This is a genomic window from Shinella kummerowiae (assembly GCF_009827055.1).
GTDB classification, from domain to species: domain Bacteria; phylum Pseudomonadota; class Alphaproteobacteria; order Rhizobiales; family Rhizobiaceae; genus Shinella; species Shinella kummerowiae.
Genome location: NZ_WUMK01000003.1, coordinates 579,000 through 595,321 on the forward strand (window position 1 = coordinate 579,000; position 16,322 = coordinate 595,321).

19 protein-coding genes are annotated in these 16,322 nt (G+C 62.5%); 6 read left to right on the forward strand and 13 right to left on the reverse strand.

What is annotated here, in order from left to right:
• Positions 1-52: 52 nt before the first annotated feature.
• The 3 genes from glnH to GR138_RS10370 are packed head-to-tail and all read right to left on the reverse strand — an operon-like array spanning position 53 to position 3,033.
• The gene (gene glnH, locus GR138_RS10360) at positions 53-793 is read right to left on the reverse strand and encodes a glutamine ABC transporter substrate-binding protein GlnH (RefSeq protein WP_160859037.1); all 741 of its coding nucleotides are present in this window, start codon (positions 791-793) and stop codon (positions 53-55) included.
• A gap of 21 nt (positions 794-814) precedes the next feature.
• Positions 815-2,152 carry an aspartate aminotransferase family protein gene (locus GR138_RS10365; RefSeq protein WP_160859039.1) on the reverse strand — a complete coding sequence of 446 codons (1,338 nt, stop codon included), beginning with the start codon at positions 2,150-2,152 and terminating at the stop codon, positions 815-817.
• Positions 2,149-3,033 (reverse strand): MurR/RpiR family transcriptional regulator, encoded by an 885-nt coding sequence (locus GR138_RS10370; RefSeq protein ID WP_160859248.1) that lies wholly within the window; start codon positions 3,031-3,033, stop codon positions 2,149-2,151. Before GR138_RS10370 ends, GR138_RS10365 begins: the two co-directional genes overlap by 4 nt.
• 92 nt (positions 3,034-3,125) lie before the next feature.
• Between GR138_RS10370 and GR138_RS10375 the strand changes: the two genes are divergently transcribed.
• From GR138_RS10375 to GR138_RS10395, 5 genes are all read left to right on the forward strand, one after another.
• Positions 3,126-3,965, forward strand: a complete 840-nt coding sequence (locus tag GR138_RS10375) for a beta-keto acid cleavage family enzyme (protein ID WP_160859041.1) — start codon at positions 3,126-3,128, stop codon at positions 3,963-3,965.
• Positions 3,966-4,192: 227 nt separating this feature from the next.
• Positions 4,193-4,693 carry a winged helix-turn-helix domain-containing protein gene (locus tag GR138_RS31035; RefSeq protein WP_476749638.1) on the forward strand — a complete coding sequence of 167 codons (501 nt, stop codon included), beginning with the start codon at positions 4,193-4,195 and terminating at the stop codon, positions 4,691-4,693.
• Positions 4,694-4,883: 190 nt separating this feature from the next.
• Positions 4,884-5,714: an alpha/beta fold hydrolase gene (locus GR138_RS10385; RefSeq protein WP_160859252.1), complete on the forward strand. Its 831-nt coding sequence runs from the start codon at positions 4,884-4,886 to the stop codon at positions 5,712-5,714.
• 80 nt (positions 5,715-5,794) lie between these two features.
• Complete coding sequence (locus GR138_RS10390) at positions 5,795-6,634, forward strand: MBL fold metallo-hydrolase (RefSeq protein ID WP_160859043.1); 840 nt, start codon at positions 5,795-5,797, stop codon at positions 6,632-6,634.
• Between the two features lie 25 nt (positions 6,635-6,659).
• Positions 6,660-7,601 carry an MBL fold metallo-hydrolase gene (locus GR138_RS10395; protein WP_160859045.1) on the forward strand — a complete coding sequence of 314 codons (942 nt, stop codon included), beginning with the start codon at positions 6,660-6,662 and terminating at the stop codon, positions 7,599-7,601.
• A 57-nt stretch (positions 7,602-7,658) separates the two neighbouring features.
• On the opposite strand, the gene GR138_RS10400 is transcribed toward GR138_RS10395, so the two are convergent.
• On the reverse strand, positions 7,659-7,985 hold the full coding sequence (locus GR138_RS10400) for an ArsR/SmtB family transcription factor (RefSeq protein ID WP_160859047.1): 327 nt from the start codon (positions 7,983-7,985) through the stop codon (positions 7,659-7,661).
• Positions 7,986-8,082: 97 nt separating this feature from the next.
• On the opposite strand from GR138_RS10400, the gene GR138_RS10405 reads away from it, so the two are divergent.
• Complete coding sequence (locus tag GR138_RS10405; RefSeq protein WP_210253451.1) at positions 8,083-9,258, forward strand: MFS transporter; 1,176 nt, start codon at positions 8,083-8,085, stop codon at positions 9,256-9,258.
• A 58-nt stretch (positions 9,259-9,316) separates the two neighbouring features.
• Here GR138_RS10405 and GR138_RS10410 read toward each other — a convergent pair whose 3' ends face one another.
• The 9 genes from GR138_RS10410 to GR138_RS10450 all read right to left on the reverse strand — a co-directional run bounded on the left by GR138_RS10410 (position 9,317) and on the right by GR138_RS10450 (position 16,149).
• On the reverse strand, positions 9,317-9,844 hold the full coding sequence (locus GR138_RS10410) for a gluconokinase (RefSeq protein ID WP_160859049.1): 528 nt from the start codon (positions 9,842-9,844) through the stop codon (positions 9,317-9,319).
• Positions 9,841-11,217, reverse strand: coding sequence for a GntP family permease (locus GR138_RS10415; RefSeq protein ID WP_160859051.1), 1,377 nt, complete (start codon positions 11,215-11,217; stop codon positions 9,841-9,843). Before GR138_RS10415 ends, GR138_RS10410 begins: the two co-directional genes overlap by 4 nt.
• 149 nt (positions 11,218-11,366) lie before the next feature.
• Positions 11,367-11,651: a copper-binding protein gene (locus GR138_RS10420; protein ID WP_160859053.1), complete on the reverse strand. Its 285-nt coding sequence runs from the start codon at positions 11,649-11,651 to the stop codon at positions 11,367-11,369.
• Positions 11,652-11,669: 18 nt separating this feature from the next.
• The gene (locus tag GR138_RS10425; protein WP_160859055.1) at positions 11,670-12,146 is read right to left on the reverse strand and encodes a cupredoxin domain-containing protein; all 477 of its coding nucleotides are present in this window, start codon (positions 12,144-12,146) and stop codon (positions 11,670-11,672) included.
• 41 nt (positions 12,147-12,187) lie between these two features.
• Complete coding sequence (locus GR138_RS10430) at positions 12,188-13,546, reverse strand: multicopper oxidase family protein (RefSeq protein WP_160859057.1); 1,359 nt, start codon at positions 13,544-13,546, stop codon at positions 12,188-12,190.
• A 13-nt stretch (positions 13,547-13,559) separates the two neighbouring features.
• Entirely contained in the window at positions 13,560-15,020 is a 1,461-nt protein-coding gene (locus tag GR138_RS10435; RefSeq protein WP_160859059.1) for a TolC family protein, read from the reverse strand.
• Positions 15,020-15,241 (reverse strand): hypothetical protein, encoded by a 222-nt coding sequence (locus GR138_RS10440; protein WP_160859061.1) that lies wholly within the window; start codon positions 15,239-15,241, stop codon positions 15,020-15,022. The genes GR138_RS10435 and GR138_RS10440 overlap by 1 nt, the downstream gene beginning before the upstream one ends.
• Positions 15,242-15,328: 87 nt before the next feature.
• A complete protein-coding gene (locus GR138_RS10445) occupies positions 15,329-15,715 on the reverse strand; it encodes a hypothetical protein (RefSeq protein ID WP_160859063.1) in 387 nt (128 codons plus the stop codon).
• Positions 15,716-15,879: 164 nt separating this feature from the next.
• Complete coding sequence (locus GR138_RS10450) at positions 15,880-16,149, reverse strand: hypothetical protein (protein WP_160859065.1); 270 nt, start codon at positions 16,147-16,149, stop codon at positions 15,880-15,882.
• Positions 16,150-16,322: the final 173 nt, after the last annotated feature.

Sequence of the window (16,322 nt, forward strand, 5' to 3'; positions counted from 1 at the left end):
TCCCCGGGGTGAGGAGAGCGCGCCGGAAAGGTCGGCGCGCTCGGCTAAGGCATCAAAGCTTCGGCTCGGCACCGAACCACTTCTTGTAGATTTCGGTGTAGCGGCCGTCTTTTTTCATGTTGGCGAGCGCCGCATTGACCTTTACGACCAGCTCGCTGCCTTTCGGGAAGCCGATACCGTATTGATGCGCCATCATCTGTTCACCGACAGCCTTCACCTTGCCGCCGCCGGCGGTTTTTACGTAGTAGAGCACGTTCGGCGTGTCATGCATGGCGGCATCGACACGGCCGGTCTGGAGTTCCAGATAAGCGTTGTCGATATTGGGGAACTGGCGCAGTTCCGTTTCCTTGAAATGCTCCTTGGCATAGTCCGTCGAGGATGTGCCGGTCTTGGTCGCCAGGATCTTGCCCTTCAGGTCTTCGGCGCTCTTGACCGCGCTATCGGCCGGCACCATCAGCAGGAAGCCGCTGTCATAATAGCCGTCGGAAAAATCGATCGCCTTCTTGCGCTCGTCCTTAATGGTGATGCCGGCAAGCGCCACGTCCACCTGCTTGGTCTGAAGCGCCGGAATGATGCCGTTGAAATCCATCGGCTGCAGCGTGTAGGTGGCGCCGATCTCCTTGGCGATGGCATCCCACAGGTCGATGTCGAAGCCGACATATTTGTCGCCTTCCTTGAATTCGAAGGGCACGAAAGCCGTGTCGGTGGCAACCACCAGGTCTTCGGCACGCGCGCCGGGAGCCAGGGCGATCGCCGTGGCGAAAGCGGCAAACAGAATTGAACGCAGTTTCATGGTAGTTCCCCTTTTGCTTGGTTATGCGTTTGAAAGAGCACGCGTGGCGGCGTCGATGGCATCGCCCAGCCGTTCGACGATGCGGCCGATATCGGCGCGATCGACGATGAAGGGCGGGGCCAGCAGCACATGGTCGCCGAGGCGGCCGTCGATGGTGCCGCCCATCGGGTAGACCATCAGGCCGCGCGCCATCGCCTCCTTCTTGATGAGGGCATTCAGCTTGAGTTTCGGATCGAACGGCCGCTTGCTGGCACGGTCCGCAACAAGCTCGACACCGCGGAAGAGGCCGCGCCCGCGGATATCGCCGACATGGTGATGGTTGCCGAGGCGTTCGGTAAGCTGGCGCTCCAGCTCCGCGCCCATCGCAACCACATTGGCGAGCAGATTTTCACGACGGATGACCTGTTGCACGGCAAGGCCGGCCGCCGCCGCCATCGGGTGCCCCATATAGGTATGGCCGTGCTGGAAGAAGCCGGATCCGCCCGCAAAGGCGTTGTAGATCTTCTCCGAAAGCAGCACCGCGCCGACCGGCTGGTACCCGCCGCCAAGTCCCTTGGCGATCGTCATCAGGTCGGGCGCAACACCGTCCTGTTCGCAGGCATGCAGCGTGCCGGTGCGACCCATGCCGCACATCACCTCGTCGAGGATGAGCAGTACGCCATAGCGGTCGCAGATCGCGCGGATGCGCTTGAGGTAATCGGCAACGGGCGGCACGGCGCCGGCCGTGGCGCCCACGACGGTTTCAGCAACGAAGGCGATCACCTCATCGGCGCCAAGTTCGAGAATCTTGTCCTCCAGTTGCCGGGCGGCTCGCTCGGCATAGGCCTCATCGCTCTCGCCCGGCTCCTGTAGGTGATAGGCGTAGCAGGGATCGATGTGGTGGGTTTCGATGAGCAGCGGCTTGAATTGTGCGCGGCGCCATTCGTTGCCGCCTGCGGCAAGCGCCCCCAGCGTGTTGCCATGATAGCTCTGCCGACGTGCGATGATGTGGCGGCGCTGCGGCTCGCCCTTTTCGACGAAATACTGCCGCGCCATCTTCAACGCCGCCTCGACCGCTTCGGAACCACCGCTGACGAGATAGACGTGGCCGAGCCCGGCCGGCGCATCCTCGATCAGGAGATCGGCGAGCCCCTCGGCGGCTTCGGAAGTGAAGAAGCCGGTATGGGCATAAGCGAGCCGGTCGAGTTGTTCGTGCAGGGCAGCAAGCACGGCCGGATGGGCATGGCCGAGGCAGGAGACCGCCGCGCCGCCCGAAGCATCGATATAGGCATTGCCCCCGGCATCGAAGAGTTCGATGCCCTTGCCGCCAACGGCGACCGGCATGCGGGAATGAATGGCGCGATGCAGAATGCGGGTCACGGACGCTTCATCCTTGTCTTGAGATGGGTATTGAGGGCGGCGGACTGGCGGTCGACGCCGGCAAGGGCCGCACTGGCAGCATCGCCGACCTGCCCTGCGACCAGCGCACCCAGCACTTCCGCCACAACGAAGGCCGGCGACATGGCGTGCAGAAAGGACGGGCTTTCTGTCGGTACGACGACCGTGCAGGCGGCACGCTGGGCGAGCGGGGCAACGGGGCTGTCGGTGATGGCGATCAGCGACACGCCCGCGTCGCCGGCATAGTCGGAAATCTCGATCGTCTGGCGCGTATAGGGCAGCACGCTGACGGCGACCATCACGTCATCGGCGGTCGCGCTGCCGAGGGCATCCGCGCCGATGCCGCCGACGGTATCCAGCATGACCGAGTGTTTGCCGGCGAGGGAAAGTATGTAGTGCAGGTGCCAGGCCGGCGAATGGCTGGAGCGCAGGCCAAGGCAATAGATGCGCCGCGCGGCGCTGAGCCGCTGCGCCGCCTCGACCAATGTGTCGAGAGCGGCGGGCTGCGAGAGCTGACCGACCTGCGCGGAGATGCCGACCAGCATGTCGGCCGCCAGCGCATGGTCGCCCTTGAGTTTCTGATTTTTCGCCTGCGCCCCGACACGGCCGGCAAAGCCCGTCACGTCATTACGCATGGCATCGGCATAGAGCTGGCGGATATCCTCATACCCGGCAAGACCAAGATGTTTGGCGAGCCGCGTCATCGTGGCGGGTTGCACGCCCGCCTGCCTGGCCTGTTCACGCATGGAAAGAAGCGCGACGTCGCGCGGCTGGTTCAGCACATAGCGCGCAGCCGCCTGGAGCTGCTCCGACATCGTGTCGAAGGACTGGACGATCGGATCTGCGAGAGGGCCAGTTTGCATGGGCATCGGATACACTCTTCCTTCGTGAATTGCAACATATGTTTCATTAACGTATAAAAATGATCCATATGAATCATTCTTAGGATCCATGGATGACAGACCCCTATAGACCGCATCGGGTGGCGATTGCAGTGGCGCCGAACGGCGGGCGCCGCACAAAGGTGGATCATCCCGCCATTCCGCTGACAGCGGCGGAACTCGCCCGCACCGCGGCCGAATGCAGGGATGCCGGCGCCTCGATGATTCACGTTCATGTGCGCCACCCGGACGGTCGCCACCTGCTCGACGCCGATGTCTACGGCCAGGCGATCGCTGCCATCCGCCAGGAGGTCGGCGACGGACTTGTGATCCAGATCACGACGGAAGCCCTCGGCATCTACAGTCCGGCTGAACAGATTGGCGTGCTGAAGGCCGTGCGGCCAGAAGCCGCCTCGCTGGCCCTGCGAGAGCTCGTTCCGGACGCCGCCGCCGAGCCGGCCTTTGCCGAAACGCTCGGCTGGATGAAACAGGAAAACGTCCTGCCGCAGATCATCCTCTACGATCCTACGGAAGCCGTGCGACTTGCAGGGATGATCCGGCGCGGGCTGATACCCTGGCCCGACATTCCCGTGCTCTACGTGCTCGGCCGCTACACCGTCTCCCAGACATCGCAGCCCGCCGACCTTCTCCCCTTCCTCACGCCGGACATGCCGCGATTTTCCCATTGGAGCGTCTGCGCCTTCGGTCAGCACGAAGCCGCCTGCGTTACCGCCGCGGCCCTCATCGGCGGCCATGCCCGCGTCGGTTTCGAGAACAATCTTCACCTGCCGGACGGCACCCTGGCCCCCTCGAATGCCACGCTCGTCACAACCGTCGCCAAGTCAGTTCGCCAGCTTGGATACGATCTCTGCAATGCGACCGATGTCCGCGACACGGTTGCCCGTCAGGGCTGAAGGATCGAAGCCTCGACGTGTGGCTTGCACCGCAGCTGTGATCGGAATGCCAACTTCCGGCATGCTGGTGCCGGGAACGTGCAACAGACCGTGAATTCAGACAATATTGAAGGCGGGATTCATAGTACTCTCCAATTGGACGAGGCCGGGGAAGGCTGAGGCGAAACGAGAAAGGCGATCCAACAGGGGCGGCTCCGCCGCCCGGGCGCCTGAATGAGGATGACCTTGTGCGCGACCTGCAATTCGGACCGTTCACGCTCGCGCCTGCCCGCCGCACGCTTCTGCGCGATGGCAGGCGCGTGGTGCTGGGCAGCCGGGCGGCCGATATCCTCATTTTCCTTGCCGCGCACGCGGGAGACCTGAAGACCAATGCGGAAATCGTCCGGCATGTCTGGCCGGACACGTTCGTCGAGGAGGCCAATCTTCGCGTCCATATTTCCGCGTTGCGCAAGGCTCTGGACGATATCCAGAAGGAACCGAAGGCCATCGCCAGTTGTCATCGTGCCCGGCAGGCATGTCGACATCGCTCCCGAAGGGGCGGGCAACGGCCTTCTGATTATCGGCGAAAATGCGCAGTCGCCGCTTTGCGCGGCGACGATACTCATACAGGCCGTTGCCGAGATGCGCCTGCGGACATGACACCGGTGCGGGGGCAAGCGAAAGCCCTTTGCATCGATTTACGACGCTTAACTCGTGTTGTGGCCTGGCTTGCGTCAATCTCATGTTGATCAAAGAGACACGGAAAATCCGCACAGGAGGCAAGTCATGCATGAACGAGCCATTGCTTTTCCGGTCGAAGCCACGCGCCGCGACCTTCTTCTTGGCGCTGCTGCCGGCCTCGCGGCGCTCGCCTTGCCATTCGACGCCTTCGCTCAGGCATCGACCAATGAAAACAGCGAAACGAAGGGAACCAACGCCATGCCTTTCATCAAGACTGCCGACAATGTCGAAATCTTCTACAAGGACTGGGGTCCGCGCGATGCGCAGCCCATCGTGTTCCATCACGGCTGGCCACTTTCGGCCGACGATTGGGACAACCAGATGATGTTTTTCCTCAATGAGGGTTTCCGCGTCATCGCCCATGACCGCCGCGGCCACGGCCGCTCGACGCAGACCGACACCGGCAACGAGATGGACACCTATGCCGCCGATGTCGCTGCGCTGACCGATGCGCTCGACCTGAAGGATGCCGTCCATATCGGCCACTCGACCGGCGGCGGCGAGGTGGTGCACTACGTCGCCCACGCGAAGAAGGGGCGCGTCGCCAAGGCGGTCATCATCGGCGCCGTTCCGCCGATCATGGTGAAATCCGACAAAAATCCGGGCGGCCTGCCGATCGAGGTTTTCGACGGTTTTCGCGCGGCGCTCGTCGCCAACCGCGCGCAATTCTTCCTGGATGTGCCGGCCGGCCCCTTCTACGGCTTCAACCGCCCGGGCGCGAAGGTTTCCCAGGGGTTGATCAACAACTGGTGGCGGCAGGGCATGATGGGCGGCGCGAAGGCCCATTACGACTGCATAAAAGCCTTCTCCGAGACGGATTTCACGGAAGACCTGAAGGCGATCGACTTGCCGGTCTTCGTCATGCATGGCGATGACGACCAGATCGTGCCCTATGCGGATTCCGCCCCGCTTTCGGCAAAGCTGCTGAAGAACGGCACCTTGAAGACCTATCAAGGCCTGCCGCATGGCATGTGCTCGACCCATCCGGAGGTCGTCAACCCGGACCTTCTCGCCTTCATCAAGGGCTGATCCGCGCCTCCCGACGCCCCGCGCGCCGCGGTCTCCGCCGGCCCGGCGCGCGCCTTTCCCATCGTGCAGAGGGTTTTGGCATGCGCATCCATCACCTCAATTGCGGCTCGCATTGCCCTTTGGGCGGTGCGCTGTTCGATGGGGCAAGCCGGGGGATATTTGCGCATATCTGCACCCACTGCCTGCTCATCGAGACGGCGGACAGCCTTGTTCTCGTCGATACCGGCTATGGCCTTCAGGATGTCCGGCCGACGGCAGGCAGGCGGCTGGCCTTTACCTGGCCGTTGCTGCTCAACACGCAACTGCGCGAAGGCGACACCGCGATCCGCCAGGTGGAGGCGCTCGGCTATTCCCCGCGCGATGTCCGCCATATCGTGCTCACCCATCTCGATTTCGATCATGCCGGCGGCATCGCGGATTTTCCCGAGGCACGCGTCCATGTGCTTGCCAGCGAAAAGGCGGCGGCGGAAAGGACACGCCGCGGCTTCATCACCCGCCAGCGCTATCGGCCGGCCATGTGGGACTGCGTGCGCGATTGGCGCATCTATGCCGCAGGCGGGGATGATTGGTTCGGCTTTGAGGCCGTACGCCGGCTCGACGGCCTGTCCGAGGATATCGTGATGGTGCCGTTGCGTGGCCATACGCTCGGCCATGCCGGCGTCGCGATCCGCACAGCGGAGGGATGGCTCCTTGATGCCGGCGACAGTTTCATGTCCCACGGCGAACTGGACGTCCGGCCACACTGCCCCGTGGGACTGCGCGCCTATCAGGCGATCATGACGAGCGACCGCCAAGCGCGACGCGCCAACCTCGAACGGCTGCGGGCGCTTCAGCAGGATACCTCTGCCGGCGTGACGATCTTCGCCGCTCATGACGATATCAGCCTTGCTGCCCTCAGAGGAGCAGCCGGTTCGCAATAGACCAGACAGGGAAGGGAGACCAGCAATGCCCGATTTCGAGACCAACACGCTTCATGCCACCCGTCGGCAACTGCTTCTGGGCGCGGCCGCGACGACCGTCTCTTTGGCCTTGCCGCGCCATGTCCTTGCGGCGCCCGCGCATACATTCACCCACGGAGCCTTCGACATCACGGTCGTCAGCGACGGGATGCTGATGCTGCCGCCGGAAATCCTGCTGCCCGATGCCAATGCCGAGGAGCGCGCCGATTTCCTGAAGCGGCTCGGCGGCAATGAGAAGGGCGCGGCGGTACAGGCAAACATCCCCCTCATCCGCCACGGCAGCGACCTCATCCTCATCGACACCGGCGCAGGACCGTATTTCCAGGCAAGCGCGGGGCGCCTTGCGGAAAACCTCAAGACAGTTGGCGTCAAGCCGGAGGAGATTACGAAAGTCGTCTTCACCCATGTGCATCCCGATCACTCCGGCGGCACGACGACACCCGACGGCAAGCTGCTTTTCCCGAACGCGCATTATTATGTCGGTGAGGCGGAGGCCGCGTTCTGGACGGACCCGGCCTTCGAAACCCGCCAACCCGCCCCCCTGCACGGTTTCGCCAAGGGCGCGCAGCGCGATCTCGGCGCCGTCGAGGATCGCCTGACACTGGTCAAGTCGGGCGACGAGATCGTGCCCGGCATGGCGGTCTTGCCGACGCTCGGCCATACGCCGGGGCATCTCTCGCTCGAACTGGCCGGCGACGGCAACCTGCTCGTCACGGGCGATGCCTGCACCAGCGATACCATTTTCTTCGCGCGGCCGGACTGGCATTTCGGTTTCGACACGGATGCGGAGATTGCGCTGAAAAGCCGGCAGACGCTGCTCGACCGGGCTGCTTCGGAGAAGATCAAGATGCTGGGCTATCACTGGACCTATCCAGGGGTCGGTTATGCCGAGCGCAACGGTGCGGCCTATCGCTTCGTACCAACCTGACACTTTCTGCGGGAGACGTGTCATTCAATTCTGGGTCGACGCCGCCCGAAGACCGGGTTACCGGTCGACGGAAGCACCCAGCACCGAGCCGATCAGCCCCGGAAACCGTGCCTCGAGGTCGTCCTGCCGGAGGCTGAGGCGGCGGCCGCGGCCCAAAGTCTCGTTGCGGATGACGCCCGCCTCGCGCAGCACCTTCATCAGATGCGACTTGGTCGATTTCGGCGTCGAGGGGTCGGAGAGATGACATTGCGCCATTTCGAGCGGACCATCGGCAAGCTGGCGCACGATGGCCAGCCGTTCGGGATCGCTCAAGGCAAAAAGCACGTCCGTCAACCGCAGATCGGTGCGGTCGGGATGGGGAAGGTCGGTGATATCGGGCGCCATGGTTCGAATTTAGTTGAACTGTTGCGGAAATAATAGTAGCAATTGGTTCGATATTTTTCGAACCATAAGGTGTCCTGTGGCCGATACGATGCTTTCCATGCCGCTGCGCAGTCACGCGGGCTTCCGCATTACGCTTGCCGGCATGGCGGTGATGATGGCCGGCGCCAGCGCGCCCTCGCCTTTCTACCCCTCGCTTCAGCAGGAGATCGGCTTCTCGGCGGCGACGCTGACCGGCATTTTCGCCGTCTATACCGTCGCGCTCTTGATATCCCTGCTCGTTACAGGGTCGCTGTCGGACCATGTCGGCCGGCGGCCGGTGATCTCCGCGGGTTTTGTCCTGATGGCGTTGAGCCTGCTGCTCTTCTGGCAGGCGGGGGATGTCGCCGGGCTGATGGTGGCGCGCACATTGCAAGGCGTCGCAGCCGGACTGCTGCTCTCCGCACTGTCTGCGGCCGTGGTCGATCTGGAGCCGAGAGACCGGCCGGGCAGCGCCTCGGTGTGGAATTCTGTCATTCCGCTCGGCGGGCTTTCCGTGGGCGCACTCATATCAGGCATTCTGATGGACGTGACCGAGATGGCGGAAGCCGATGTGTTCGGCACGCTGGTCGTCGCCTATGTGTTGTTTGCCGCCGTGATCTGGCTCATCCCCGAGACCGCACCGCGACACGAGGGCGTCTGGGCATCGCTTCGGCCGCGGGTCGGCGTGCCAGCCACGGCTGCCAAAGCGTTTTGGCGCAGCGCGCCGGCCGTTGTCGCGGGCTGGGCGACCGGCGGGCTCTATCTCTCGCTCGGCGCGCCGATCGTCCGCCACGTCTTCGGCGCGGAAGACCACGTCACGCAGGCCGGCGTGGTCGCGCTGCTCTGCGCTGCCGGCGCCGTCGCCTGCTATCTTGCGCGCGGTCACTCCTCGCGGCAGGTCACGCTCTATGGAACCTCCGCGCTCTCGATCGGCACGGCATTGACACTCCTCGCAATCGGCTGGCAGTCGCTACCCGCCTATCTCGCCGCGCTGATCATTGCCGGAACGGGTTTTGGAACCTGCTTCTACGGCGTGCTGCGCTCCATCGTCCCAGTGGTGCGGCCGGACGAGCGCGGCGAACTCTTCGCCTCGCTGTTCACCCTGAGCTATCTCGCCTTCGGCCTGCCGACGCTGCTCGCCGGTATGGCCGTCGGCATCTTTGGCCTGACATCGACGACGCTGGGCTATGGCGCGCTGATCGTGCTTTTCTCGGCAACGGCCGGCTTGTTGCGGAGGTTCGGAACGCGGGATTGACACTGTCCTGCCAACCGCCGCGCGACGACGGTTCCATCCGCCCCAGGGAATGTAGGCGTCAATCGGCCGACGTCGGATCGATAGCCAAGGCTCGCACGGCAAGGTCTACCTGTTCCGTCGTCGAAAGAGCGACATCGACAACGACGCCATCTTCATCCGGGCCGAGCGGTTCGAGCGCTGCAAGCTGCGATTCAAGCAAGGAAGCCGGGAAGAAATGCCCGGCGCGATGCGAAAGCCGGTCGGCCAGCACCGCGCGGTCGCCGTGGACATGCACGAAGCGCACGCGCGGCGCGCCGCTGCGCAGGATGTCACGATAGGCGCGTTTCAGCGCGGAGCACCCCAGCACGGAAGACCGGCCGGCGGCTTCGTCGCGGGCGATTTCCGCAGCCAGGGCCTTCAGCCAAGGCGCGCGATCATCGTCATCGAGGGGAATGCCGGCAGACATCTTGGCGACGTTCTGCGGCGGATGAAAGCTGTCGCCCTCGATGAAGCGCCAGCCGAGCCTTTCGGCCAGCGCCTCGCCAACGGTGGTCTTGCCACTGCCGGAAACGCCCATGACGACGATATGCTGTAATCTTCCGTTCATAGCAGCCACCATCCGACGAGCGCGAAACCGAAGCCGATAACGCCAAGCAGGGTCTCCATCACCGTCCAGGTTTTGAGCGTGGTGCGCTCGTCCATCTGGAGGAAGCGGCCGACCAGCCAGAAGCCGGAATCGTTCACATGGCTGAGAACCGTCGCGCCGCAGGCGATGGCGATGACGAGGAAACACAGATCGAGAGAACTGAGCCCCGTCGTCGCAGCCACGGTGGGCGCCAGCAGGCCCGCCGTCGTGGTCAGCGCCACGGTGGCCGAGCCCTGCGCGACACGAAGCGCGGTGGAGATCAGGAAGGCGGCGACGATCAAGGGCATGCCGACCGTCTCAAGGCTGCCGGCAAGCGCCTGGCCGATCCCGCTCGCGCGCAGCACGCCGCCGAACATGCCGCCGGCCCCCGTCACGAGGATAATGCCGCAGATCGGTCCCAGCGCCCCATCCATCAGCTTTTCCATGTCCTTCGCCGTTCGCTCACCGCTGAGCGTCCACATGCCGACAAGGACCGTGATGAGCAATGCCACCGGCGTCTGCCCGGCCATGCGCAGGACATTCACCCACAGGGCGGAACCGTCGATCGCCTTCGCGGTCGCCAGCGTGGTGAGCCCCGTATTGAGGAAGATCAGCACGAGCGGCAGCAGCAGCACGAGCATCACCGTGCCGAAGGACGGAGGCTGGCGGTCACGCGCCGCCTCGCTGCGCACGCCGAGAATTTCCGGAACCGGCAGTTGGAAGCGCTTGCCGGCCCACAGGCTGAAGAGATAGCTGCCCAAATACCATGTTGGCAGGGCGATGACGAGACCGACCAGCACCAGAAGGCCGATATCCGCTCCCAGCAGCTCGCTCGCGGCGACCGGGCCCGGATGGGGCGGTAGGAAGGCATGCATCACCGCGAAGGCACCGGCCGAAGGCAGCGCATAAAGCAGCACAGAGCCGCCGAAACGATGGGCGACGCTGAAGATGATCGGCAGCATCACCACGAGCCCGGCATCAAAGAAGATCGGAAAACCGAACAGCAGCGAGGCGACACCGAGCGCGAAAGGCGCACGGTCATGCCCGAACTGTCCGATCAGCCGATCGGCCAGCACCTGCGCGCCGCCCGAGACTTCGAGCATTCGCCCGATCATCGCGCCGAAACCGACCAGCAGCGCCACCGAGGCAAGCGTCGAGCCAAAGCCTTGCAACAGGGTCGGGACTACATCCTGAAAAGAGATGCCCGTGACCAGCGCGGTGAGCAGGCTGACCAGCACCAGCGCCACAAATGCATGCAAGCGGAAACGCAGGATAAGCAGAAGGAGCAGCGCCACGGCTGCCACCGCGATCAGCAACAATGTGGCTGTCCCGTAGACGGGTTCGATCGAATTCATGTGTCCTCCCTCGGCAAATCGAGTCAAAGTCCATGTATTCCATGGTCTTTCTTCAAAAAACTATGCCGAAACAGGGACGACGGAAAGCGACGACTTCGATAGTTCACAGAAAGACGGCCGCGCTTCGTCGGAAAGCGCGGCCGCCATCATCATTTGACCTGCGTCACGGTCAACTTGCCGTTTACGCGCTCGGCAACGAACTGCACCTTTGCGCCGACCTTGAGCTTCTCGAGAAGTGCTTCATCGCCAACCTGGAAGACCATGGTCATGGCGGGCATTTCGAGGGATTTCAGCTCTTCGTGGATCAGCGTGACCTTCTTGGCCTTCTCGTCCACTTTCTTCACCGTGCCGTTGGTGAACTCCTGCGCGAACGCGCCGGTGGCGGAGATGAGGGCGATTGCGGCGGCGATGGTGATCTTCGCAATGTTTTTCATGTCGGTTTCCTTTGAGGTTTACTTCTTTGCGACCGTGACGTCGCCGTGCATGCCGGCGTCGTAGTGGCCAGGCACCAGGCAGGCGATCTTGAACGTGCCGTCATTGGTGAATTTCCAGACGATCTCGCCGGTCTTGCCGGGAGCGAGACGGATGGCGTTCGGATCGTCATGTTCCATATCCGGGAACTTCTCCATCACGGCCTTGTGCTCCATAACCTTGTCCTCCTGGTCGAGAACGAACTCATGATCGAGCTCACCGGCATTCTTGATCGAAAACACGATGGTCTGGTCCTTTCGGACGTTGAAATTGTTCGGCGTGAAGATCATCTTGCCGTCCTCGGTCTCCTTCATGGTGACCCGGATGGTCTGGGTGGCCTTGGCCTTCTCACCGGGCTCACCGGCGGCCATTTCGCCATGGCCGCCCTCATGGCTGCCGGAGGCAAGCACAGGCGTCGCGAGCGTGGCGAGCAGCAGGCCGAAATATAGAGGTTTCATGTCATTGTCCTTGATTTGCGGTTTTTCGGTTGGAGTTTTCGTCAGCCGTGGTCCGAATGTTTCGGCGTGAGCTTCGTCTTCGCATCCTTGGCCTTGGGGATATCCGGTAGCGCGCCCGTCCATTCCCAGGCCTGCGTGCCGGGCGGGTTTTCGTACCAGCCCGGATCGCTGTAATCGCCCGCGGAGATGCCTTCGCGGACCTTCACAACGGAAAACATGCCGCCCATTTCGATGGGGCCGTGCGGTCCCCATCCCGTCATCATGGGAATGGTGTTTTCCGGTATTTCCATCGACATCTCGCCCATGTCCGCCATGCCGGCGGTGCCCATGGGCATGTATTCGGGACGGAACTGCCTGATCTTCTTGGCGACCTCCTTCTTGTCGACGCCAATGAAGGTCGGAATGTCGTGACCCATGGCGTTCATGGTGTGGTGGGATTTGTGGCAATGGATCGCCCAGTCGCCGACATATTTGGCGTCGAACTCATAGGCCCGCATTGCTCCGACCGGGATGTCGATACTGACCTCCGGCCAGCGCGCTTCTGGCCGCACCCAGCCGCCATCCGTGCACGTCACCTCGAAGTCGTAGCCATGCATGTGGATGGGATGGTTCGTCATCGTCAGATTGCCGACGCGCACACGAACCTTGTCGTTCTTGGAAACCACCAGCGGGTCGATGCCCGGGAACACACGGCTGTTCCAGGTCCACAGGTTGAAGTCGGTCATTTCCATGATGCGCGGCACATAGGTGCCGGGATCGATGTCGTAGGCGCTGAGCAGGAACACGAAGTCGCGGTCGACCGGCATGAATTTTGGGTCCTTCGGATGGACGACGAAGAAGCCCATCATGCCCATCGCCATCTGGACCATTTCGTCCGAATGCGGGTGGTACATGAAGGTGCCGGACTTGATGACATCGAACTCGTAGACGAATGTCTTGCCGACCGGGATATGCGGCTGCGACAGGCCGCCGACGCCATCCATGCCTGACGGCAGGATCATGCCGTGCCAATGGATCGTCGTGTGCTCCGGCAGCTTGTTCGTCACGAAAATACGAACCCGATCGCCTTCGACCACCTCGATGGTCGGTCCCGGGGACTGACCGTTATAGCCCCAAAGATAGGCCGTCATACCTTCGGCCATCTCGCGCTCGACGGGCTCGGCAACAAGGTGGAACTCCTTCACGTCGCCGTTCATGCGATGGGGAAGCGTCCAGCCGTTCAGGGTGACGACCGGCGTGTAGTCCGGCCCTGTGGTCGGACGGACCGGAGTCTGGGTGGCTGCCGTGTCCATGATCGCGGCTTCCGGCAATCCCATATTGGAGGTCTGCCCCCAGGCGGTGGAGGAGACGAGCGCCGCACTGGCAGCGCCGGCGCCAAGAAATTGTCTTCTGTTGAACATCATCGTTTCCTTTTCAGTGACCGCCGCTTTCGGCGTCCTCGGCCGATGCGACCTCGGCTTCCGCCACGGCCGACCCGGTGCTGCCGCCATAGATGACGGGAGCAAGGTTCGCTTCGGCGAGCCAGAAATCGCGCTTGGCGTTGACGGCGAGAATGGTGGAGTCGATCTTGTCGCGGGTATCCGCGATCAGCTCGAACGTGCTGGTGATCATACCGTTGTAGGTGAGGAGGGACTGCTCCTCGATGGCACTGCGCAGTGGCAGGACGCTGTTGCGATAGTGCCGCGCGATGTCATAGGTCGAGCGGTATGCCACGTAGCCGGAGCGCGCCTCGGAGCGAACGTTGACGGCCTTTTCCGCAAGCTGGTTGGCGGCCCGCATATAGGCGAGTTCACCCTTGCGCATGCGCGCCTGGCCGGAATCGAAGATCGGTATCGTGAACTCGAGGGATGCGGTCTTCGAGATGTTGCGATGGATCTTTCCATCCTCGCGTTCCCGCTCCTGTTCCAGCGTGCCGACCAGCTCGATATCGGTGACGAACCGGGTGGCATCCTCCAGCTTGTAGGACTGCGCTGTCGCGTCGAGTTCCAGGCGCGAGACCTGAAGGTCCATGCGTTTGTGGATCGCTTCGGCCTCGATATCGTCCCGCTTGATCAGGGTCTTCGGCAACGAAGGCAAGCGGTTGGGAACCTGGAAGGCGATATCGGCCCCGGACAGGCCCATCAACCGGACCAACTCTTCCTTCGCCAGCTTTGCCGCCAGCCGTGCCTTGGCGGTTTCACCGGTGAGCTCGGCGTAGAAGACATGCTCACGCGCCTGATCGCCCTTGGTCATCGATCCGGCTTCGCCGATCTTCTTGGCGAGTTCGGATGCGGAGTCGGCAGCGATCTTCGCCTGGTTGAGATAGCCGACGTTCTCCCAGGCCGCCACGGCATTGATCCAGGCGCGGCGGGTTTCCGACGCAAGCGAGATCGTCGCCAGGGCTGCATTCAACTGGGCCTGCCGGAAGCGGGTATCGGCGAGCTTGATGTCCTTGTCATAGGTCGCCAGGGCCAGGATGTTGGTGGCAATCGCTCCTTCAAGAACCCGATATGCCTCGAGGCCCGGCGTGCCGATGCCGGAAAGCCCGACCGAAAATTTCGGAAGAACGGAAAGCTGCGTCTGCCATGCGTCGGCGGCGCTATCGCCGAGGTCGGCGTAGGCGGCCTGCAGCCCCTTGTTGTTCAGGAGCGCAACCTGAACCGCCGTTTCCACGTCGATGGTCTTTTTCGCCATCAGCGCATTCACGCGTTCACGGATTTGCTCGGCCTGCTGGCGGTTCTGGACCCAGACCGTCTGCTTGCCGGTTGCTTCAGCACTCCTTGCGGAGGCGTTGGCGAAGCCCGCATCCTTGGCGGAATAGCCGGCGCTGACGCAGCCGGTTGCGAAAACGGGAAGGACGAAGGCCGAGATCAGTTTGATTTTTAACGACGCCATCATGCACCTCCATCCGGTGCCTGCGCATCGTTGAGATTGCGCCACGGCTTGGGATCGACAGGCATGCGATGCGAATAGGCGCCTGCGGGGTTCTTGTAGGCGATCGGGATTGTATCGATTGCCGTATCGGGATGATTGGCCGAGGCAACGACATCAGGCAGCGTGGATGCGCATCCGCTCAACGCGAGCGGAATGGCAACCACCAGGAACACATGTTTCATGGTGAAAATCCGAGAAATAGATGACGGGTGCGTCACGGCGCGAGATCGCGCACGGACACAGCAACACCCTCAAAGGGCAATCACTTCTCAGATATTGGGCGGCAGATGGAGGCTGGGCGCCAGGCCGACATAATGCGCGTCGTCGAGAAGCGCATGAACCAGTTCGAGGCGTGGATGGGTAAGTGCTAGCCCGCCACAATCGATGGCCGCGACACCACAGTAATCCTGACAGCAGGTGTTTTTCGAGCTTTTGGAGTCTGCGTGATCGTGCTGATCACCACCGTGATCCATGTCGGCGGTAGCCGCATGATCGCTGTCATGGGTCATGGAATGATCCATTTCGACCAGCATCGCTTCGCCCGGCAGATCCGGATGCATCGCGGCATTCACGGTGGACAGGCTATATCCTGCCAGTGACACAACGATCACCAGCCGAAAAAACAGCGCCACCGCTGAAGATGCGAATCGCAACATTCCGCTCATACCTATCTAGATCAATGGAGCCTTGAGAATTGTCAACCGGCAAGCCTTCAGGCCAGGAGTTCGTGCCGCTGTGCGCAAGCACTGTCAGGCGCATCACTCCGCGGATCGCGTGCGCCCGGCAACCTGCAGGACGCCGGGCTTGCGCTCGCTTGCGACTACCTGCGGTTCTTCTTCAGATAGTCGGTCATCGGATCGATAGTGGACACGATGCCGTAACGGCTGTTCGTACGTTCGACTTTGCCATTGTCGAGCACACGGAAGCTGACATCGGGATCGGAGGATGAGGACGCCGTGTCGCCGGACGCACCATGTCCCTGCGTGATTTTCGAAATGGGCGAGGCGGTCTCGCTGAGGGTCGTATTGGCGAACGCGCCTGATGTGACGGACATCACGACGATAAGCGCGACGGTGATTTTCTGCATCATGATCTATTCCTCGTTTGTAGCTGCCACATGCAGCATCGAGACTTTGGACCATGCGTTTTTCAGGCGCCTGTCGCGCACTATACAAATTTGTAAAACCGGACGGCGAGAACTTGCCGCAAGAATGCCCGATTTCAAAGCGCTGAAGATGAGACTTGAACTGTCACCTGCGCTCG